General features: G+C 69.8%; 18 protein-coding genes. 6 read left to right on the top strand and 12 right to left on the bottom strand.

Annotated elements, in window-relative coordinates; genetic code table 11:
• Positions 1-295 precede the first annotated feature (295 nt).
• The 5 genes from E0W80_RS10910 to E0W80_RS10930 form a co-directional block, all read right to left on the bottom strand.
• Entirely contained in the window at positions 296-793 is a 498-nt protein-coding gene (locus E0W80_RS10910; RefSeq protein WP_131492483.1) for a methylated-DNA--[protein]-cysteine S-methyltransferase, read from the bottom strand.
• On the bottom strand, positions 790-2,310 hold the full coding sequence (locus E0W80_RS10915; protein WP_131492485.1) for an AlkA N-terminal domain-containing protein: 1,521 nt from the start codon (positions 2,308-2,310) through the stop codon (positions 790-792). Before E0W80_RS10915 ends, E0W80_RS10910 begins: the two co-directional genes overlap by 4 nt.
• 164 nt (positions 2,311-2,474) lie before the next feature.
• The gene (purH, locus tag E0W80_RS10920) at positions 2,475-4,082 is read right to left on the bottom strand and encodes a bifunctional phosphoribosylaminoimidazolecarboxamide formyltransferase/IMP cyclohydrolase (RefSeq protein WP_047523111.1); all 1,608 of its coding nucleotides are present in this window, start codon (positions 4,080-4,082) and stop codon (positions 2,475-2,477) included.
• A 35-nt stretch (positions 4,083-4,117) separates the two neighbouring features.
• Positions 4,118-4,705: a phosphoribosylglycinamide formyltransferase gene (gene purN, locus E0W80_RS10925; RefSeq protein ID WP_047523110.1), complete on the bottom strand. Its 588-nt coding sequence runs from the start codon at positions 4,703-4,705 to the stop codon at positions 4,118-4,120.
• Between the two features lie 63 nt (positions 4,706-4,768).
• Positions 4,769-6,169, bottom strand: coding sequence for a DUF6350 family protein (locus tag E0W80_RS10930; protein WP_131492487.1), 1,401 nt, complete (start codon positions 6,167-6,169; stop codon positions 4,769-4,771).
• Between the two features lie 90 nt (positions 6,170-6,259).
• Here E0W80_RS10930 and E0W80_RS10935 point away from each other — a divergent pair, with 90 nt between their 5' ends.
• Positions 6,260-7,735, top strand: coding sequence for an NCS2 family permease (locus E0W80_RS10935; RefSeq protein ID WP_131492488.1), 1,476 nt, complete (start codon positions 6,260-6,262; stop codon positions 7,733-7,735).
• A gap of 185 nt (positions 7,736-7,920) precedes the next feature.
• Here the strand turns inward: E0W80_RS10935 and E0W80_RS10940 are convergent, their stop codons facing one another.
• Positions 7,921-8,322: a VOC family protein gene (locus E0W80_RS10940; protein WP_047523107.1), complete on the bottom strand. Its 402-nt coding sequence runs from the start codon at positions 8,320-8,322 to the stop codon at positions 7,921-7,923.
• A 74-nt stretch (positions 8,323-8,396) separates the two neighbouring features.
• Between E0W80_RS10940 and E0W80_RS10945 the strand changes: the two genes are divergently transcribed.
• A complete protein-coding gene (locus E0W80_RS10945; RefSeq protein WP_131492490.1) occupies positions 8,397-8,972 on the top strand; it encodes a TetR/AcrR family transcriptional regulator in 576 nt (191 codons plus the stop codon).
• Between the two features lie 94 nt (positions 8,973-9,066).
• Here the strand turns inward: E0W80_RS10945 and sucD are convergent, their stop codons facing one another.
• The 3 genes from sucD to E0W80_RS10960 form a co-directional block, all read right to left on the bottom strand.
• Entirely contained in the window at positions 9,067-9,969 is a 903-nt protein-coding gene (gene sucD / locus E0W80_RS10950; RefSeq protein WP_047523105.1) for a succinate--CoA ligase subunit alpha, read from the bottom strand.
• A gap of 18 nt (positions 9,970-9,987) precedes the next feature.
• Entirely contained in the window at positions 9,988-11,154 is a 1,167-nt protein-coding gene (gene sucC, locus E0W80_RS10955; RefSeq protein ID WP_047523104.1) for an ADP-forming succinate--CoA ligase subunit beta, read from the bottom strand.
• A 115-nt stretch (positions 11,155-11,269) separates the two neighbouring features.
• On the bottom strand, positions 11,270-11,623 hold the full coding sequence (locus tag E0W80_RS10960) for a DUF2510 domain-containing protein (protein WP_131492492.1): 354 nt from the start codon (positions 11,621-11,623) through the stop codon (positions 11,270-11,272).
• Positions 11,624-11,682: 59 nt separating this feature from the next.
• On the opposite strand from E0W80_RS10960, the gene E0W80_RS10965 reads away from it, so the two are divergent.
• Positions 11,683-12,345, top strand: coding sequence for a TetR family transcriptional regulator (locus E0W80_RS10965; protein WP_131492493.1), 663 nt, complete (start codon positions 11,683-11,685; stop codon positions 12,343-12,345).
• 63 nt (positions 12,346-12,408) lie between these two features.
• The gene (locus tag E0W80_RS10970) at positions 12,409-13,644 is read left to right on the top strand and encodes an acyl-CoA dehydrogenase family protein (RefSeq protein WP_131492495.1); all 1,236 of its coding nucleotides are present in this window, start codon (positions 12,409-12,411) and stop codon (positions 13,642-13,644) included.
• Between the two features lie 81 nt (positions 13,645-13,725).
• Here E0W80_RS10970 and E0W80_RS10975 read toward each other — a convergent pair whose 3' ends face one another.
• Positions 13,726-14,214, bottom strand: coding sequence for a hypothetical protein (locus tag E0W80_RS10975; RefSeq protein WP_131492497.1), 489 nt, complete (start codon positions 14,212-14,214; stop codon positions 13,726-13,728).
• Positions 14,215-14,286: 72 nt separating this feature from the next.
• On the opposite strand from E0W80_RS10975, the gene E0W80_RS10980 reads away from it, so the two are divergent.
• The gene (locus E0W80_RS10980; RefSeq protein WP_131492499.1) at positions 14,287-15,738 is read left to right on the top strand and encodes an NAD(P)/FAD-dependent oxidoreductase; all 1,452 of its coding nucleotides are present in this window, start codon (positions 14,287-14,289) and stop codon (positions 15,736-15,738) included.
• Between the two features lie 149 nt (positions 15,739-15,887).
• A complete protein-coding gene (locus tag E0W80_RS10985) occupies positions 15,888-16,931 on the top strand; it encodes an ATP-dependent DNA ligase (protein WP_131492501.1) in 1,044 nt (347 codons plus the stop codon).
• Positions 16,932-16,937: 6 nt separating this feature from the next.
• Here the strand turns inward: E0W80_RS10985 and ligD are convergent, their stop codons facing one another.
• The gene (ligD, locus tag E0W80_RS10990) at positions 16,938-18,011 is read right to left on the bottom strand and encodes a non-homologous end-joining DNA ligase (protein ID WP_131492503.1); all 1,074 of its coding nucleotides are present in this window, start codon (positions 18,009-18,011) and stop codon (positions 16,938-16,940) included.
• Between the two features lie 69 nt (positions 18,012-18,080).
• Positions 18,081-19,223 carry an SseB family protein gene (locus E0W80_RS10995; RefSeq protein ID WP_165875442.1) on the bottom strand — a complete coding sequence of 381 codons (1,143 nt, stop codon included), beginning with the start codon at positions 19,221-19,223 and terminating at the stop codon, positions 18,081-18,083.
• Positions 19,224-19,258: the final 35 nt, after the last annotated feature.

Consider the following 19,258-nt stretch of genomic DNA (forward strand, 5'->3'; position numbering starts at 1 on the left):
AAAGCGAGTGCGAATGGGGTCGGATGCGAGAGCGGACTCCTGGAGTCCGGCATCCGGTGCGGAAGAAAGGGAGCGGGACGGCGCTAGAGGAGCGGCCGTGCCGGGTTCGAGCCGAGAGCTGCGATCTGCGCGGTGGCGATCGATGTCATGGTGTCCTCCTCAGGGCTCGGCGGTGTCGTCCGGTCGGCGCGACAGCCCACCAGCCTATTGCTGTGAACCAGCTGAACGCAAGAGTCATTCCCGATTCGTCGAGGGAGGTTCGACGAATCGGGACGATCCCGGGACCGCGGTCGATTCAGACCCCGATCGACTCCCGCCCCAGCAGGCTCTCCTTCACGCTCAGTCCCCAGGCGAATCCGCCGAGACTGCCGTCCGCCCGCAGCACCCGGTGGCACGGCACGAAGAGCGCCGGGGCGTTGCGTGCGCAGATCGACGCTGCCGCCCGGACGGCGTTCGGGTTGCCGAGCCGTGCAGCGAAGCCGGTGTAGGTGAGCGGAGCGCCGGGTTCGATCGCACGCAGAGCCGACCATCCCGCGAGTTGGAGCGCGGTGCCGGTCTGCGCGACCGCGACCGTGTCGATCGCCGACAGATCGCCGCCGTAGTAGGCCCGCGCCGCGGCTGCCGCGTCGGTCTCACCCTCGCGCACGTGCACGGGACGGTTCGCCGCCGAGAGCCGCCCGAGGATCGCCTCGACATCGGAGGTCCACCCGGAGGCGAGCACGCGCTGCCGGTCGTCGGTGAGGATCGTGAAGGCCCCGTCCGGGGTGTCGATGGTCTGGATGAGAGCGGTCATGAGGTCTCCTTCGAGGTCGTGTGATCGATGCGAGGGGGACGCGTCGGGGGTGCCGCACGCCGGGTCCTCGCCGGGCGCACCGGCGCGGCGCGCCAGAGGTGTGCGCTGAGGTAGCTGCGCCAGGGAGCCGCGCGCTCCGCCCAGGCGGTGAGCGCCCGCGCCTCTCCGGGGATGCCGGAGGCCGCCGCGCCCGCCCGCAACGCGACATCGCCGGGAAGAAGGATGTCGGGGTCACCGAGAACCCGCATGCGCACGTAGTCAGCCGTCCAGGGTCCGATGCCGGGCAGCGCCAGGAGCCGCTCACGCTGCATCGGACCGTCGTCACCGACCGTGAGGGTGAGCGAGCCGTCGGCGAGGGCGGCGGCAGCACCCGTGATCGCCCGGATGCGCGCGGCCGGGCCACGGAGCACCTCGGCGCCGTGCTCCGCGATGGCCGCCATGGTCGGGAACAGCAGCCCGTCGTCGGTCCGCTCCCCCAGGGCTTCGGTCAGCGCCGTCAGCGCTGTGCGGGCGGCGACCACGGTGATCTGCTGTCCGATCATGGCGCGGATGAGCATCTCATGGGGGTCGGCCGATCCAGGCACCCGGATGCCCGGTGTGCGGGCCACGAGCGGGGCGAGCTCGGGATGTGCGGACAGCGCCTGATCGATCGCCAGAGGATCGGCGTCGAGGTCGAAGAGGCGACGCACGGTCGAGACCAGCGGTGCCAGGTCCCCGAGCCGGGCCACCCGAGCACGCAGACGCAAGCCTGATCGCTGATCCTGCCGCACCTCGAACCAGGCCGCGCCTCCGGCCATGCGCAGGTGCCGGGAGAAGAACGACTCGGAGACCGCTTCGACGCCGGGCACCGCGCGCGCCGCCATCCACGCGAAGATGCCGCTCGCGTCGAGCGGACCACGGTACGGCAGCACGAGGTCGATCGCCCCCGGGGCTGACATGGCCGGCGTCCGGCGTCGTGCGCGGAGCTCGCCGGGGGTGAGGTCGAACACCTCACGGATCGTCTCGTTGCACTGCCGGATGCTGGCGAAGCCTGCCGAGAAGGCCACATCAGAGATCGGCATGTCGGTGCCGACCAGCAGCATCCGCGCCGTGTGCGCGCGATGCGCCCTCGCGAGGGCCAGAGGTCCGGCCCCCAGTTCGGCGCTGAGCAGACGGGTGAGGTGCCTGCTCGAGTATCCGAGACGCGCGGCCAAACCGGGGACGCCCTCCCGTTCCACGACACCGTCGGAGATCAGCCGCATCGCCCGTGCCGCGGTGTCGCCGCACAGGTTCCAGTCCGGTGATCCGGGAGCAGCTTCGGGCAGGCACCTCTTGCACGCGCGATAGCCCGCTTCGTGTGCAGCTGCACTGGTCGGATAGAACGTCACGTTCTGCGGTCGGGGCGTGCGTGCGGGGCAGCTCGGACGACAGTAGATCCCGGTCGAGCGGACGGCCGTGACGAACTGCCCGTCGAAGCGGGTGTCGCGGGCGCTGATCGCACGATAGCGCTCGTCGAAGTCGGTCACGGGGAAGCTCATGCCTCCACTCTGTCACGACCCACCGACCTCGACTGGCGGAAATCGGACATGGCTGTGGAACACTCTTGCGCCGAGACCCCCGCGCACCGCCGAGGCCCCCGCCTGCACACGTCGGCAGGCGGGGGTCTCGGCAAGGAACGGGGGTCTCGGCGGGAGACAGTCGCTCAGTGGAAGAAGTGACGCTCCCCGGTGAAGAACATCGTGACGCCGGCCTTGCGCGCGGCATCCACGACCTCCTCGTCGCGCACCGATCCGCCCGGCTGCACGATGGCCGTGACACCGGCGTCGATCAGCACCTGAGCGCCATCCGCGAACGGGAAGAACGCGTCGGAGGAGGCGACAGAACCGGCCGCCCGATCCCCCGCACGCTCGACCGCGAGGCGGCACGAGTCGACACGGTTGACCTGGCCCATGCCGACACCGACCGTGGCGTTGTCCTTCGCGAGCACGATCGCGTTCGACTTCACCGCGCGGCAGGCCTTCCACGCGAAGATCAGGTTCTCCATCTCCGCCTCGCTCGGGCGCTCACCCGACACGAGCTCCCAGTTCTTCGCGACCGAACCGATGTCGTCCGGGAAGCGGTCGGCGTCCTGGAGGAGGAGCCCGCCCGAGACCAGACGCACGTCCATCCGCTCCTGCCGCCAGTCCTGCGGAAGCTGCAGCAGGCGCAGGTTCTTCTTCGCCTTGAACACCTCGAGCGCGGCCGGCTCGAACGCCGGTGCGACGATGACCTCGGTGAAGATGTCCTTGAGGTTCTCGGCCATCTTGAGGGTCACGGTGCCGTTCGCGGCGATCACCCCGCCGTACGCCGAGACCGGGTCGCACTCGTGGGCCCGCAGGTGGGCGCTGGCGATCGGGTCGAGGGCGTTGGGAGCGGTGGTCGCGATGCCGCACGGGTTGGCGTGCTTGATGATCGCGACGGCGGGCTTGATCATGTCGTAGGCGGCGCGCAGTGCGGCATCCGCGTCGACGTAGTTGTTGTACGACATCTCCTTGCCCTGCAACTGTGTGGCCTGCGCGATGCCGTGGCCACCGGCGCGGGTGTAGATCGCGCCGCGCTGATGGGAGTTCTCGCCGTAGCGGAGGGTCGCGAGGCGCTCGGCCTGGATGGTGAGGTGCGCGGGGAGGTCGCCCGGCTCGGTGAGCGTCCCCTCGGCGAACCACTGGGCGACGGCCGTGTCGTACGCCGCGGTGTGAGCGAACGCGCGGGCCGCGAGCTCCCGGCGCTGCCCCACGGACGTCCCGCCGGCCTCGATCGCGGAGATGATGGCGGGATAGGACTGCGGCGAGACGACGATCGCGACGTTGGCGTGGTTCTTCGCCGCGGCGCGCACCATGGCGGGTCCACCGATGTCGATCTGCTCGACGACGTCATCGCCGATCGCGCCCGAGGCCACGGTCTCGACGAACGGATACAGGTTCACCACGACGAGCTCGAACGGCGCGATGTCGAGCTCCTCGAGCTGACGCTCGTGCTCCTCGAGACGGAGGTCCGCGAGCAGGCCGCCATGGACCTTCGGGTGCAGCGTCTTCACGCGGCCGTCGAGCATCTCGGCGACGCCGGTGACGGCGGCCACGTCGGTGACGGTGAAACCCGCGTCACGGATCGTCGCGGCGGTCGATCCGGTCGACACGATCTCGATCCCCGCTCCGGCGAGCGCCTCGGCGAGGACGAGCAGGTCGGTCTTGTCGCTCACCGAGACGAGCGCGCGCCGGATCGGCACGGTGTCGCGGTCGCGGTAGAGCGTGGGGTCGTGGCGGGGGCCGGCCATGATGGGCTCCTTCGTGCGGGGGCGTCGGGTGGAGGTCAGGAAGAAGGCGTCAGGGCGAGATCACCGGTGGCGATCCCGCGGACGACGTCGATGAGCAGTCGACGTTCGACGGGTTTGATGCGCTCGTGCAGGCTGTGCTCGGTGTCGTCGGCGAGAACCGGCACGCGCTCCTGGGCCAGGATCGGCCCCGTGTCGACCCCGTCGTCGACGACGATCACACTGGCGCCGGTCTCGGAGACCCCTGCGGCGAGCGCGTCCCGCACACCGTGTGCACCGGGGAACTCCGGCAGGTACGCGGGGTGGGTGTTGATGAGGCGCGGCGAGTACCGGGCGACGAGCGTCGGCGGCAGGAGGCGCATGAGTCCGCTGAGCACGATGAGGTCCGGCTTCCAGACGTCCAGCTGCCGGGCGAGTTCCTCACCCCAGGCCTCGCGACTCTCGTGCTCGTGCCAGGGCACCGTGAAGCTGGGGATGCCGAACTCCTCGGCGTGGGCCAGCCCGTCTGCTTCGCGGTCGGCACCCACGACGATGATTCTGGCGGGAAAATCGGGATGACGAGCGGCCTCGAGGAGGGCGCGAAGGTTCGAGCCGGTGCCCGAGATGAGAACGGCGACCGTGAGCACGCGCCCAGTCTACCGGGGTGCGCGACCGGCTCTCTTCCGGCCTCCCCGGCCACGCGAAAGCGGTCAGTCGCGCGAATCGGCCGGTTCGTCCTTCGGCCGTTCGAACCGTCGGAGATCGTCGAGCGGTGCCGTGTCGTCGGGCTCGGGTGCGTCGACCGACATTCCGGCCACGGGGACTCCTGCCTCCGCACCGGCGGGCGCGTACCCCGGATCGTACGCCGTCATCTCGGCGATCCACCGGTCGGTCCGCTCTTCCGCGAGCTCATCGCGGTGCCGCGGCGAGAGCAGCAGGATTGCGGCGCCGACGAGGACCTCCGCGCCGAGGGCGAGGACGAACGGGACCACGGCCGGTCCGACCACCGCCATCCGGCCCGGCCCCATCGACCCGTTCGCCAGGGCAGCGGCGAGCCCGGCGATCCCCGCGGTGACACCGGCGATGCCGAGTGCGATCACCGCGCGCTGCGGCATCCGCAGCGGAGTGCCCTCCCACACGAGGCGAGAGCGCACCGCCCATCCGGCGAAGGCTCCGGCGGCGACGGGGAGGAGCACGACGATCAGCATCCAGATCGAACTGTTCTCGGGCAGCAGACCGAACACCGGGATGCCGGGCACCACACCGAGCTGGGTGCCGGCGGGCGACACGGCCGTCCCGAACCCGACCGCGAAGCCGGGACCGGCGAGCCAGGACGCCGCCCAGACGATCAGGGTCGGCAGGTAGGCGAGTTGGGCGAGCGTCACCACGGTCGCCCCGAGCGCGTCGACGCGGGCCGCCTGGAACAGCGCCACCACCTCGCCCCCGCGGAACAGGGTCGTGACGGCGAGAGCCAACGCGGAGGCGCCGACCACGGCGACGAGCGCGAAGGCCGCGCCGCGCACGATCGCGACCGGGACCGGCGCCCAGTCCTCGCGGGCGTCGATCCGATCGTGCAGACGGTCGAGCATGCCGCCGTCCCCGTCCTCCCACGCGATGCGCACGGCTCCGCAGAGCGCGCCCACGAGGTAGACCGCGGTGGGAAGGATGATGGCGAGGGGCAACGAGGTCGCGGCGGCTTCCAAGCGGGTCGTCAGTGCGACGCCGGCCGAGATGGCGGCGAACACCACGGTGCCGGTCAGGGGCCCCAGCAGCCATGCGCCCGCCTTCGCCGCCCTGTCTCCCGAACGCGCCGCGAAGAGCAGCGTGAAGAACAGGAACGCCAGCGGAGTGATCGACACCGCGAAGCTCGCGGCCTCCGCGGGGATGGCGAGAGCCACCAGGAGCGCATCCGGGATCGTGACCTCGAGCGGCACCCCGTGGCCGAACTGCCAGAGCGTTCCGGTGAGCGGCCAGAGCGCACCCCAGTCCGCGCTGACACCGAAGGCGAGCGTCCACAGCAGCGTCAGCGGCGCGAGCAGCACGACGAGACCGACCGCCGCGGCGATGGCGGCATCGAAGGCGGCGAGGAGCGCGACGAGGAGGCGTTGCATAGCGATTCGAGACTACGACGAGTTCCCGACGAAGCCCCTGGGGCGCGCGTGAGGTCGGCGACACGATAGCGTTTCTCCGGAGGTTTCCCGATGACAACTGCCCCGCCCGCCCCGGCATCCACCGAGCCCAAGAACGCCGTCGACCGCTTCTTCGAGATCAGCAAGCGCGGATCCACGATCGGCACCGAGATCCGAGGGGGCTTGGTGACCTTCGTCACGATGGCCTACATCGTGATCCTGAACCCGATCATCCTGTCCGGCAAGCCGGATGTCGCCGGCGACATGCTCGAGTTCAACGCCGTCGGGGCAGCGACCGCGCTGACCGCCGGGGTGATGACGATCCTGTTCGGGCTGGTCACACGACTGCCGTTCGGCTTCGCCGCAGGACTGGGCATCAACGCTTTCGTGGCGTTCTCGGTCGTGGGTCAGGTGACCTGGCCGGAAGCCATGGCGCTCGTGATGATCAACGGTGTCGTGATCGTGCTGCTGGCCGCGACCGGTCTGCGCAAGGCGATCTTCGACGCCGTGCCCTTCCAGCTGAAGATCGCGATCACCGTCGGCATCGGCCTGTTCATCGCGTTCATCGGCTTCGTGAACTCCGGTTTCGTGACGGCCACCGGTGCATCGTCGCCGCCGGTCGGACTCGGCGTCAACGGCTCGGTCGCGACCGTGCCGAGCCTGCTCTTCGTGATCACGCTCCTGCTCACCGGCATCCTCGTCGCCCTCAAGATCAAGGGCGGCATGCTGATCGGCCTCATCGGCGGCACCGTGCTGGCCGTGATCGTCGAGGCGATCTGGCACATCGGGCCCCGTGGTTTCGACGATGAGGGCAACGTGGTCAACCCGGGCGGCTGGGGCCTCACCGTGCCCGCGCTCGACGGTTCGCCGATCGGTGTCCCCGACCTGAGCCTGATCGGTGCGGTGGACTTCAGCTTCGACCTCAGCAAGGTGAGCCTCGTGGCGATCGTGATGATCGTCTTCACACTGCTCTTCACGAACTTCTTCGACGCGATGGGCACCATGACGGGCCTCGCGAAGGAGGCGAACCTCGCCGACGACAACGGTGACTTCCCGCGCATCAAGTCGGCGCTGGTGGTCGAGGGCGTCGGCGCGATCGCAGGTGGCGCGACCTCCTCGTCGTCGAGCACGGTCTTCATCGAGTCGGGTGCCGGCATCGGCGAAGGTGCACGCACGGGCCTCGCGAACGTCGTCACCGGCTTCGTGTTCCTGGTCGCGATGTTCCTCACCCCGTTGACGTCGATCGTCCCGACCGAGATCGCCGCAGCAGCGCTGATCATCGTCGGTGCCATGATGATGGCGCAGATCCGGTACATCGACTTCTCCGACTTCCGCGTGCTGCTGCCGGTGTTCCTCACCGTGTCCGTCATGCCGCTGACCTACTCGATCGCCAACGGCATCGGTGCGGGTTTCGTGAGCTGGGTGCTCATCCACGCGTTCTCCGGCAAGGCCAAGACGATCAGCCCGCTGCTGTGGGTCGTCGGAGCGGGCTTCCTGATCTTCTTCGCCCGCGGTCCGATCGAGGCCCTCTTCGGCGTCGGGATCTGACGACGGGGCAGAGATCACAAGAGGGGCGGATGCTGCGGCATCCGCCCCTCTCGCGTCTCCCCCTTCCCCGCCTCTCCGCCCCCTCCTGCTTTCCGCGCACTCTCAGGGCGACACGCCAGACGTCGGACGGCGTGAGGGAAACGGTCCGACATCTGGCGTGTCGGCGGACGAATCGCGGAAGGACGTCAGGCGTAGGCCGCCGCGAACTCCGGCGCGGGCTCGATCGGCTCGATCACGTCGATCAGCACACCGCCGGGTGCCTCGACGATGAAGTGCCGCTGCCCGAAGTCCTCGTCCCGCAGCGTCAGGCGCTCGGGAAGCTTCCGCTCCCCCACCAGCCGCACGTGCTCGGCGGTCGCATCCGGGACCTCCACGTTGAGCAGGAGTCCCCGAACGGGCTCTCGGAACCCTTCGGGAATGGTCTCGTGCGCGCGGTCGAGGATCGCGAGCTCGCCGCCGTCGAAGCGCAGACTGACGTACCAGTCGGCCTCGAACGTCACCTCGAAGCCGAGCTCTTCTCGATAGAACCGTGCGGCGGCGGAGACGTCGTCCACCATCAGCACCGGGTAGAAACTCGTGATGTCCATCCTGACCTCTTTTACATGCAGTGTGTTTGTATCGGTGGGGCTAGAATACATACACACCGCACGTAAAGGAACCCATGCCCCGAGCATCCGCAGCCGACGCCGCCGAGACCGCACGGCGGATCCTCGATGTCGCCACCGCACATTTCGCCGAGCACGGCTATGTGGCCGCGTCGGTCGACGAACTCGCCCGGGCCGCGAGCGTGACCCGTGGCGCCGTCTACCACCACTACACCTCGAAGCCGCTGCTGTTCGCCGCCGTCGCCTCCGCGCAGCAGCAGATCGTCGCCGACGCGATCGTCGAGGCCACGGCGGGCAGCGCGCCCGACGCCGCTCTCCGCGACGGCAGCCACGCCTTCCTCGACGCCATCACCCGGGGCGCCGCCTCGCGCGTCCTGCTCGTCGACGGCCCCGCGGTGCTCGGATGGGAGCAGTGGCGCCGACTCGATGCCGAGGGCCCCGAGCAGGAGCTGCGTGCTGGACTGCGCGAGGCCGGTGTCTCTCCGGCCCTCCTGGACCCTCTTGCGGCGGTGCTCTCCGGAGCGATGAACGAACTCGCCCTCTGGCTGGCCGCCCATCCTGACGCCGCCGCGCGCCGTCAGGCCCACCGCGCGCTCGACACCCTGCTGGACTCCGTCGCTCCCCAGACCTGACCGGTGGCGGTCCGTGGCGGCGGACTTCCGGTCCCGGGCACGAAAGAAGGCCCCGGAGTGGAGTCCGGGGCCTTCAGCTCAAGCGTAGCTCAGATCAGAGCGACTCGATGATCGCGCGCATCAGGTCAGCGGTCTCGGACGGCGTCTTGCCGACCTTGACACCGGCGGCCTCGAGGGCCTCCTTCTTCGCCTGCGCGGTACCGGCCGAGCCGGAGACGATCGCGCCGGCGTGACCCATGGTCTTGCCCTCGGGAGCCGTGAAGCCCGCCACGTACCCGACGACCGGCTTCGTGACGTTCGCCTTGATGAAGTCGGCCGCACGCTCCTCGGCGTCGCCACCGATCTCACCGATCATGACGATGGCCTTGGTCTCGGGGTCGGCCTCGAACGCGGCGAGCGCGTCGATGTGCGTGGTGCCGATGACCGGGTCGCCGCCGATGCCGATGGCGGTCGAGAAGCCCAGGTCGCGCAGCTCGAACATCATCTGGTAGGTCAGGGTGCCCGACTTCGACACGAGGCCGATCGGTCCCTTGCCCGTGATGTTCGCCGGCGTGATGCCCACGAGCGCCTCGCCCGGGGTGATGATGCCGGGGCAGTTCGGCCCGATGATGCGGGTCTTGTTGCCCTTGCTCTGCGCGTACGCCCAGGCCTCGGCGGAGTCGCCGACGGGGACGCCCTCGGTGATGACCACGAGCAGCGGGATCTCGGCGTCGATGGCCTCGATCATCGCGTCCTTCGTGAAGGCGCCGGGGACGAAGGCGATCGACACGTCGGCGCCGGTCTCCTTCATGGCCTCGGCGACCGAGGCGAAGACGGGGAGCTCGACGGCGTTGCCGTCCTTGTCGGTGTGCGAGACCGTGGTGCCGGCCTTGCGGGCGTTGACGCCACCGACGACCTGGGTGCCGGCCTTGAGCATCAGCGCGGTGTGCTTGGTGCCCTCACCGCCGGTGATGCCCTGGACGATGACCTTGGAGTCCTTGTTGAGGTAGATCGACATTCTTCTCGTCCTTCAGTCTCAGGCGTTGGCGAGCTCGGCGGCCTTGTCGGCGCCCTCGTCCATGGTGGCGGCCAGGGTCACAAGCGGGTGCGCGTAGTCGGCGAGGATCGCACGACCCTCGTCGACGCGGTTGCCGTCCAGGCGCACGACGAGCGGCTTGGAGGCCGTGGCGCCCAGTGTCTCGAGCGCGCCCTTGATGCCGTTGGCGACGGCGTCGCAGGCCGTGATGCCGCCGAAGACGTTGACGAACACGCTCTTGACCTGCGGGTCGCCGAGGATGACGTCGAGGCCGGCAGCCATGACCTCAGCCGATGCGCCGCCGCCGATGTCGAGGAAGTTGGCCGGCTTGACGCCGTTGTGGTTCTCCCCGGCGTAGGCGACCACGTCGAGGGTCGACATGACGAGTCCGGCGCCGTTTCCGATGATGCCGACCTCTCCGTCGAGCTTCACGTAGTTAAGGCCCGACTCCTTGGCCTTGGCCTCGAGCGGGTCAGCGGCGTCCTTGTCCTCGAGCGCCTCGTGCTCGGGGTGACGGATCTCGGAGGCGTTGTCGTCGAGCGTGACCTTGCCGTCGAGCGCGATGATGTCGCCCTCTTCGGTGCGGACCAGCGGGTTGACCTCGACCAGGGTCGCGTCCTCACCCTTGTACACGTCGTAGAGCTTCACGAACACGTCGGAGACCTTCTCGATCAGGTCTTCCGGGAAGTTCGCGGCGCGGGCGATCTCCACGGCCTTCGTCTTGTCGATGCCCGTGAGCGGGTTGACCTCGACGCGTGCGAGCGCCTCGGGACGCTCGACGGCGAGCTCTTCGATCTCCATGCCGCCCTCGACCGAGCAGAGGCTCAGGTACGAGCGGTTGGCACGATCGAGCAGCACGGAGAAGTAGTACTCCTCGGCGATGCGCGCACCCTGCGCGACCATGACGCGCTTGACGACGTGGCCCTTGATGTCGAGGCCGAGAATGGCCTTCGCTGCCTCGTACGCCTCGTCGGGCGTCTTGGCGACCTTGACGCCGCCCGCCTTGCCACGGCCGCCGGTCTTCACCTGGGCCTTGACGACGACGACGCCACCGATCTTCTCGGCCGCCGCCCTCACCTCTTCCGGGGTGTCCGCGACGATGCCGGCGAGGACCGGCACTCCGTACTTCTCGAAAACGTCTCGTGCCTGGTACTCGTACAGATCCACTGTGGTTCCTTCACTGGGCTGCTGTCTGGTAATTCTCTCGATGTCGAGACATCGACCAGTCCCCCAGCCTACTACCTCGACCTGGGCGCGCCCGCGGCCCCGGACTCTCGGTCGATCATCGGAGCGTCGGCACGCCCGGACGCCGCGCCGGCAGCGCGACCAGGCGGAGCTGCCGCGAGATCATGAGCGGAACGAGCAGCAGCGCGGTGCCGGTGGCGACGATCATCGGCCGCACCACGACCACCGGGAGCGCGCTCCACAGCGCGATGAGGATCGACCCGACGAGGAGGGTCCCGAGCACGAGCTCGGTCAGGATCAGCTGTCGGCGCACAGCCCTGCGGTCCTCCGCCAGGGTCGTCTCCCTCCCCCGCACCGAGAGGTGCTCGGTCCAGCGCGTGCCGTCCCACCAGCGACGGGTGCCGCGCCGCCGCGTCTCGAACCATCCGGCCGCTCTCCCGCGTTCGCTCACGCCCTCATTATGACGCCCGGCCACCGACACCGATGGCCGCCGAGGTCTAGGCTTTCGCCATGCACGAATCCGCAGAACTGCGCACGGGCGTCGTCGCCGCGGCGCTCGAACTCTTCCGCGCCCAGGGGTTCGATCAGACGTCGGTGGAACAGATCGCCAAGGCCGCGGGCGTCTCGAGATCGACGTTCTTCCGCCAGTTCGGCGGCAAGGAGGACGTCGTCTTCGCGGATCACGAGGTGCTGCTCGAACAGCTCAGGGAGTTCCTCGACGAAGGGCACGACGACCCCTGGGCTGCGGTGTGCGCGGCCTCCGAATCGGTCTTCGTGCATTTCGCGCACGACCCGGAGCTCGCACGCCGCCGCTACCAGATCGTGCGCCAGGTGCCGGTGCTGCGTGAGCGCGAGATCATCACGGTCTTCCGATACGAGCGGCTGTTCGACGAGTACCTGCGCGGAGCCCTCCCCGGCGTCGACCCGCTCGACGCCGTCGGCTTCGCCGCCCTCGTGACGGCCGTCCACAATCACGTGCTGCGGCAGTTGCTCCGGGGCCGCAAGAAGGTGCCGCTCGCGACGCTGCAGACGGCGCTGGCCGACGTCCGCCGCCGCTACGGCGTCGCGGGAGACGCGGCCCCCGATGCGCCGGACGACATGGTCGTCGCGGTGTTCCCGCGGTCCATGCCGATCGCCGAGGTGACCCGCAGACTGCAGTCGGAGCTCGACTGATCGCTCGAGGGTCGTGAAACCGAGTATCGAGGAGTACGATACTTGGTGCCACGAAGGAGCATCATGAGCACTGCAGCCTCCCCCTTCCCCGGCGAGCGCGTCTCGTCGTACGACATCACCGGGCGCCGGGACAGCGACTACTACGCCGTCTTCGCCGACATCCCCGCCGCCGACCGCGCGGCCTGGGATCGGGCGAAGTCCTACACCGACGAGGTCGCGCCGCAGATGGCGGACGCCTGGGACCGCGCGGAGTACCCGCTCGACGCCGCCCGTCGGATGGGCGAGATGGACCTCGTGGTCGACGGCATCCAGCATCCCGCCCTCACGCATCTGTCGCCGCTGGCCGCGGGCCTGGTGAACATGGAGATCTCGCGCGGTGACGGGTCGCTGGGCACCATCCTCGCGGTGCAGGGCGGCCTCGCGCTGCGCACCCTCGCCCTGTTCGGCTCCCCCGCCCAGCAGGACCGATGGCTCACGGCACTCGCCGACGGCTCGGTTCTCGGCTCGTTCGCGCTGACCGAACCCGACCACGGCTCCGACTCGGTCTCGCTCGAGACGGTGGCCCGCCGCGACGGGGACGCCTGGGTCATCCGAGGCACGAAGAAGTGGATCGGCAACGGCGCATCCGGCGGGATCACCTTCGTGTGGGCGCGCGTCGACGACGCGGACACGGCCGAGCACGGCGCTGTGCGCTGCTTCCTCGTCGAGCAGGACACGCCCGGATACACCGGCAGTGTGATCCGGGGCAAGGCCTCGCTGCGCGCGATTCATCAGGCGCGCATCGTCCTCGACGACGTGCGGGTGCCGCTGGACGCCGTCCTGCCCGGCACCATGAGCTTCAAGGACGCCTCGACCGTGCTGTACGCGACCCGCTCAGGCGTCGCGTGGTCGGCGCTCGGACACGCGACGGCCTGTTACGAGGCAGCACTGGCCTACGCGATGCAGCGGGTGCAGTTCGGAAAGCCGCTCGCGAAGTTCCAGATGGTCCAGGAGCGCCTCACCCACATGCTCGAAGACCTCACGGCCATGCAGCTGTACTGCCGACGGATGGCCGACCTCGAGACCTCAGGCGAACTGCGCCCGACCCAGGCCTCGCTCGCGAAGTTCCACAACACGCGTGCCGCGCGCCGCATCGCCTCGACCGCCCGCGACCTGCTCGGCGGCAACGGCATCCTGCTCGAGAACGGCGTCATGCAGCACATGGCCGACATCGAGGCCATCCACACCTACGAGGGCACCGAGAGCGTGCAGGCCCTGCTGCTCGGCCGCGACATCACCGGGATGAGCGCGTTCGCCTGAGGCGCCGGCTTTCGACTCGCGCAAATTGCGCGTTCGACGCCGATTCCTCAGCCTTTTGCGCGATTCGAAAGCGGCGTCACGTCAGCCGCAGCCGCAGCCGCCGGACGGGGTCTTCACCATGAAGCACTCGTCGCACACGCCGTAGTCGCGTTCCTCGACGGGCTTCGGTGCCTTCTCGGCGCGGGGCGCGGCGACGCGTGGAGTCGTCGTGCGCTTGGCGGCGCGGGCCGGCGTGAGCGGGATGAACTCGCTCGGGTGGCTCACGTAGAAGTACGGCGCGCGTCCCTCGCTCGGCTGCAGGCGCAGGGGTGCTGCGCCCACCACGATCCGCTCGTCTTCGGTGAAGCCGTTCGTGTAGGTGCGCCCGATGTGCAGGGACGCGCCCTCGCCTCGACGGATCGCCTCGATGTAGCGCCCACGGTCGATGAACGAGCTGATTCCGATCGCCTCGACGATGGCCGTGATGAACGCATGGTTCGACGGATCGATCCGGTGCGCGCGCAGCGCCTCGGCGAGGGAGCGGTATGGACGGGAGGTGCCTGCGGGGGTCGGCCCCTGAACTTCTTTCATCCTTTCCAGGATCGCACGCCCGGAGGGCCGCTCTCGACCGTTTCACCGGTGGCGGCATGCCAGACTGACGGAATGGCGCGGGCGACGATCATCGGTTCCGGCCCCAACGGGCTCGCCGCCGGAGTGACGCTCGCGCGCGCCGGCTATGCCGTGCGGGTGCTCGAGGCGGCCGACACGGTCGGTGGCGGTCTCCGCACGGCCGAGTCGACGCTTCCGGGGTTCCGGCACGATGTCTGCTCCACCGTGCATCCGACCGCCCTGGCCTCACCCTTCTTCCGTGCTTTCGGCCTCGAACGGCGTCTGGACTGGATCCGCCCCGAAGCCTCCTATGCACACCCGCTCGATGGCGGAAGGGCCGCGATCGCCTGGCGCGACCTCGACCGCACGGCGACCGCGCTCGGGGCAGACGGTGACGCCTGGCGCACCCGTATCCGGCCGTTGACCGCGCACATCGACGGTGTGGTGGACTTCACGGGCAATCAACTGCTCCGAGTCCCCCGGGATCCGTTGACCGCCCTGCGCTATTCGATCAGGATGCTGGAGCAGGGCACTCCTCTGGCCGCCTCGGCTTTCCGCGCCGAGGAAGCGGCCGCGCTCCTGGCGGGAGCCGTCGCTCACGGCAACGCGCCTCTCCCCTCCCTCGCGGGGGCCGCTGCGGGCCTGTTGCTGGCCGCCCTGGGACACGCCGGAGGCTGGCCGTATCCACGCGGTGGTGCGCAAGGGATCGCCGATGCCCTGGTCGCCGACATCACGGCGCACGGTGGGTCCGTCGAGACCGGCGTGCGGGTCACCGACCTCGAGACGCTGGACTGGGGCGACCCGCGCCGCGGAGACCTGCTGATCCTGAACACGTCTCCCCGGCTCGCCCTCACGCACCGCGACGTCCCGCCCCGCTACGCCCGGGCCATCGGCGCCTACCGCTACGGGCCCGGTGCGGCGAAGGTCGACTTCGCCCTCGACGGCCCCGTCCCCTGGACGCACCCCGAGGTCGGGCAGGCGGCGACCGTGCACCTCGGCGGGACCAGAGCCGAGGTCTGGGCCAGCGAGAACGCCGTCGCCGCCGGACGAGTGAGCGAGCGCCCCTACGTCCTCACCGTGCAACCGTCCGTGCTCGACGACTCCCGTGCTCCCGCGGGCAAAGCCGTGTTCTGGGCGTACATCCACGTGCCGCCGGGCTCCGACCTCGACCCCACGGAGCTCATCACCGCGCAGGTCGAACGGTTCGCCCCGGGGTTCCGCGACCTCATCCTCGCCCACCACGCAGTGCCGGCATCGTCGCGCGAGGCGATCAATCCCGCGGAGATCGGCGGCGACATCTCCGGCGGGGTTTTCGACATGCGTCAGGCCCTCCGCCGCCCCATCCTCTCGCCGACGCCGTGGCGCACGCCGATGCCGGGCGTCTACCTGGCCTCCGCCTCGACCCCTCCCGGTCCGTCCGTCAATGGCATGGCGGGGTGGCATGCCGCCCGCACGGCGCTGCAGGACGCCGGTTCGCCCGCGACGCTGTCCGACCTGTTCGGCTGAGCGCGCTCACTACTCCTCAAGGACGGGACGCGCTGCCCCCGTAGCCCTGCGAATCACGGGAGGACCGCCGCACCCGCCGCCCGTTTCTGCGGAGTTGTGAACACCGGCCCGCTCTTCCGCCCCACACGGCCGAGGACCAGGATGGGAGCATGCGCTACGAGATCCCCGCGCCGATGCTCGCCAAAGCCGTCCCCGCGGTTCCTCCTGCAGAGAAGGTTCCCGGCGGGCTCCTGTACGAGCCGAAGTGGGACGGCTTCCGCGGACTGATCGCTTGGGACGGGGAGACCGTCGAGATCGGCTCCCGCGGAGCGAAACCTCTCACGCGCTACTTCCCCGAGCTGGTCGAGGCGATTCCCGAGCTGCTCCCCGGTCCGTGCCTGCTCGACGGCGAGATCGTCGTCGCCACCGGCCCGCAGGGGTCCCAGCGCCTGGACTGGGAGGCGCTGAGTCAGCGCATCCACCCCGCCGCTTCACGCGTCGCCACGCTCGCCGCCTCGACCCCGGCGATGTTCATCGCCTTCGATCTGCTCGCCGTCGGCGACGACGACCTCCTCGCCGAGCCGTTCGAGTCCCGGCGAACGCGCCTGGAGGCACTCCTAGCTTCCGTGGAGCATCCGCTGCACATCACCCGGACGACGAGGGATCACGACGCGGCTGTCCGTTGGCTCGCCGAGTTCGAGGGCGCCGGGCTCGACGGGGTGATCGCCAAGCCGCTCACTCAGCCCTACGCGCCGGGCAAGCGCACGCTGTTCAAGATCAAGCACGCGCGCACGGCCGATGTGGTCGCACTCGGCTACCGGGTCCACAAGTCGGGTTCGGGCGTGGGCTCACTGCTGGTGGGACTGTACGGAGCCGACGGTGTGCTCCGCCAGGTCGGCGGCGTCGCGGCGTGGAGCGATGTCCGTCGGCAAGAGCTCGTCGAGGAACTCGACCCCTGGGTGGAGAGGGACGATTCCGGGGCAGCGGTGACCGCGGAAGGCGAGCGTTCGCGATTCAGCGGAGGCAAGGACGTCTCGTTCGTCCGGCTGCGCCCGGAGCGGGTGCTCGAGGTGCGCTACGACCAGCTCGAGGGCGCTCGGTTCCGCCATACCGTGCAGTTCGAGCGCTGGCGACCGGACCGCGACGCCCGCTCGTGCACGTACGACCAGCTCGACACCGTCGCAGGCTACGACCTCGCCGACGTCCTCCGCTGAAGGCGGTCAGTCCTTCTCGGCGGGAGTGCCGTCGTCGTCCCAGTTGGCCGCGACCTTCTTGCTGGGCTGCACGCGCGGTGGCTCGCCCGGCATCTTCGGGAACTCCGGAGGAAACGGCAGCTCCCCCAGCCCGTTCTCCTTGTCGCGCTCCCACCAGGCCAGCAGGGTGTCGATCCGGCCCGGGGCCTCCTGCATGGTCGCCCACGGGTCGCCGATCTCATCCAGGCGCTTCGGGATCGTGCGCACGGTGAAGGTCCGCGGATCCAGCCCGTCGAGCTCGTCCCAAGCCACCGGTGTCGACACCGTCGCTCCCGGCAACGCGCGAGGACTGTAGGCACCGGCCATCGTGCGGTCGCGGTTCGCCTGGTTGAAGTCGACGAAGATCCGCTCCCCGCGCTCCTCCTTCCACCAGTTCGTCGTGACCTGATCCGGCATCCGACGCTCGAGCTCCCGCCCCGCTGCGATCACGGCATGGCGCACATCGAGGAACTCGTGGGTCGGCTCGATCGGCGCGAACACGTGCAGCCCGCGGTTGCCGCTGGTCTTGGCGAACGCCTCCAGGCCCGCCTCACGCAGCACCTCGCGCAGCGTGTGCGCCGCCGTCACCGCATCCGCGAAATCCGTCCCCGGCTGCGGGTCCAGATCGATGCGCAGTTCGACCGGGTCGTCGGCGTCGGTCGCGAGCGATGCCCAGGGGTGGAACACGATCGTGTTCATCTGCACCGCCCAGACGATCGCGCTCGATCGGTTCAGCACGATCTGCGGATGCCGGCGTCCGCTGTTGTACGTCACCGTCACGGCATCGACGAAGTCGGGAGTGCCTTTGGGCGGGTTCTTCGAGAAGAACCCTTCCGCCTTCGGCCCGCCCGAGGGTCCGATACCGTCGCGGAAGCGCTCCAGCGAGACCGGCCGATTGCCGTTCGCCGCGAGGAAGGGCACCGAGACGCGCTGCACGTACTCCGCGAGCTCGGCCTTCGTGATGCCGAGGTCCGGCCACACGACCCTGTTGGGGCTGGAGAGCGCGACCTCACGCTCTCCGTCCGAGTCGACCACGGTCAGGGTCACACGTTCTGAGGCCATGCTCCGACCCTAGAGCGATGCTCGGACGGACGGAACCCCGCGCCCGCCGGCAGGAGCGACGGAGCCCGGTCAGTCGCCGAGATCGACCGCGAGCACCAGGACCGGCGTGAGGGCGTCCCGCTCGACGATGATCGACGGGCCGGCGGGATCGACGATCACTCCGCCCATCTCGGAGTGGCTCGTGAGGACCTTGGCGAGCTGCATCGGCTCGAACGGGAGCGGACGATCACCCCGGCCGAGCGCGATGACCTCGAGCGGGTGCGAGAAGAGCTGCAGAAACCGTCGCCCGTCGGGGGTCTGGGCCTCGGCGATGCCGACCTGACCGCTGCCGGAGCCGTCGTTGACCGCCACCCACATGCGCGTGGTCGCCAGGGCCTCTCCGACCTTGACAGCCGAATCCTGCGCACGGGGAGCGGCCAGGATCGACTTCACGGTCATGTCGACGTCGGCCTGGTCGAGCGTCTTCTGCAACAGCTCGGTCGGGAAGACCACGCGGTGGGGTGCAGACGCGTTGTCGACGATGAGCCCCGCGAAGTCTCCTGCCACGACCTGCTGCAGCACCGACGTCACGGGCTGCGCGACGGCGGAGGTGGCCGCGGGATCCGGCTCGAGCTGCACGGAATCACGCACGGCGGCCGCCGAGCTGAAAGCGAGCATGAACTGGCGGTCGTCGTTGTCGCGGACGACCGCCACGGAGAGCGGCTTGCCCTCGCTGATCTGCGCGCGGGCGTCTCCGTTGACGCGGATATAGAGGTGCCCTTGAAGCGCCTGACGCATCACGCCCAGCAGCTGGTCGTTGGTCGCCCCCGCTTCGATCTCGGTGAGCGCCTCACGGAGCAGGACGTTGTCCTTCATCCCGGCGACGGTCTCGGTCTGCTCCGGCGGCAGCGGCGAGGCGAGAGGCAGACGCCGCTGCGGGGGCTCTTCCTCCTGCGCCGTCGGTGCCTGTGGGGCGCGAGGGGCGGCAGGGGCCGCCGCCGCGGGCGCTGTCTCAGCGCTGGGCAGCGCCACCTCCGGACCGGCCTCGGCGCCGACGCCCCGGAAGGCCTGCACGGAGATGCCGATCGAGGGAGCGTCGACGCTGCCGGCGTCTGAGGCGTCGTCGGCGGCGACGGAGTCGGATCCGGGCGCCCCCGCGTCCGTCTCTACGACGTCGGTGGTGGGGGCGACGGCATCGTCACCGGACTTCTTGCGGCGGGAGAAGAGGGCCATATGAGCCAGCCTAACCGCCATTCCGGCCCGTGATC

Origin of the sequence: Microbacterium sp. PI-1, from assembly GCF_004337555.1 — a bacterium.
GTDB classification, from domain to species: Bacteria; Actinomycetota; Actinomycetes; order Actinomycetales; family Microbacteriaceae; genus Microbacterium; species Microbacterium aurugineum.

Bases quoted from the DNA above. Each gene is read 5' to 3' on its own strand.
- E0W80_RS10910 (WP_131492483.1), bottom strand. From the start codon at position 793: ATGACCGCTCTCATCCAGACCATCGACACCCCGGACGGGGCCTTCACG.
- E0W80_RS10915 (WP_131492485.1), bottom strand. From the start codon at position 2,310: ATGAGCTTCCCCGTGACCGACTTCGACGAGCGCTATCGTGCGATCAGC.
- purH (WP_047523111.1), bottom strand. From the start codon at position 4,082: ATGGCCGGCCCCCGCCACGACCCCACGCTCTACCGCGACCGCGACACC.
- E0W80_RS10930 (WP_131492487.1), bottom strand. From the start codon at position 6,169: ATGCAACGCCTCCTCGTCGCGCTCCTCGCCGCCTTCGATGCCGCCATC.
- E0W80_RS10935 (WP_131492488.1), top strand. From the start codon at position 6,260: ATGACAACTGCCCCGCCCGCCCCGGCATCCACCGAGCCCAAGAACGCC.
- E0W80_RS10940 (WP_047523107.1), bottom strand. From the start codon at position 8,322: ATGGACATCACGAGTTTCTACCCGGTGCTGATGGTGGACGACGTCTCC.
- E0W80_RS10945 (WP_131492490.1), top strand. From the start codon at position 8,397: ATGCCCCGAGCATCCGCAGCCGACGCCGCCGAGACCGCACGGCGGATC.
- sucD (WP_047523105.1), bottom strand. From the start codon at position 9,969: ATGTCGATCTACCTCAACAAGGACTCCAAGGTCATCGTCCAGGGCATC.
- E0W80_RS10965 (WP_131492493.1), top strand. From the start codon at position 11,683: ATGCACGAATCCGCAGAACTGCGCACGGGCGTCGTCGCCGCGGCGCTC.
- E0W80_RS10970 (WP_131492495.1), top strand. From the start codon at position 12,409: ATGAGCACTGCAGCCTCCCCCTTCCCCGGCGAGCGCGTCTCGTCGTAC.
- E0W80_RS10975 (WP_131492497.1), bottom strand. From the start codon at position 14,214: ATGAAAGAAGTTCAGGGGCCGACCCCCGCAGGCACCTCCCGTCCATAC.
- E0W80_RS10980 (WP_131492499.1), top strand. From the start codon at position 14,287: ATGGCGCGGGCGACGATCATCGGTTCCGGCCCCAACGGGCTCGCCGCC.
- E0W80_RS10985 (WP_131492501.1), top strand. From the start codon at position 15,888: ATGCGCTACGAGATCCCCGCGCCGATGCTCGCCAAAGCCGTCCCCGCG.
- ligD (WP_131492503.1), bottom strand. From the start codon at position 18,011: ATGGCCTCAGAACGTGTGACCCTGACCGTGGTCGACTCGGACGGAGAG.
- E0W80_RS10995 (WP_165875442.1), bottom strand. From the start codon at position 19,223: ATGGCCCTCTTCTCCCGCCGCAAGAAGTCCGGTGACGATGCCGTCGCC.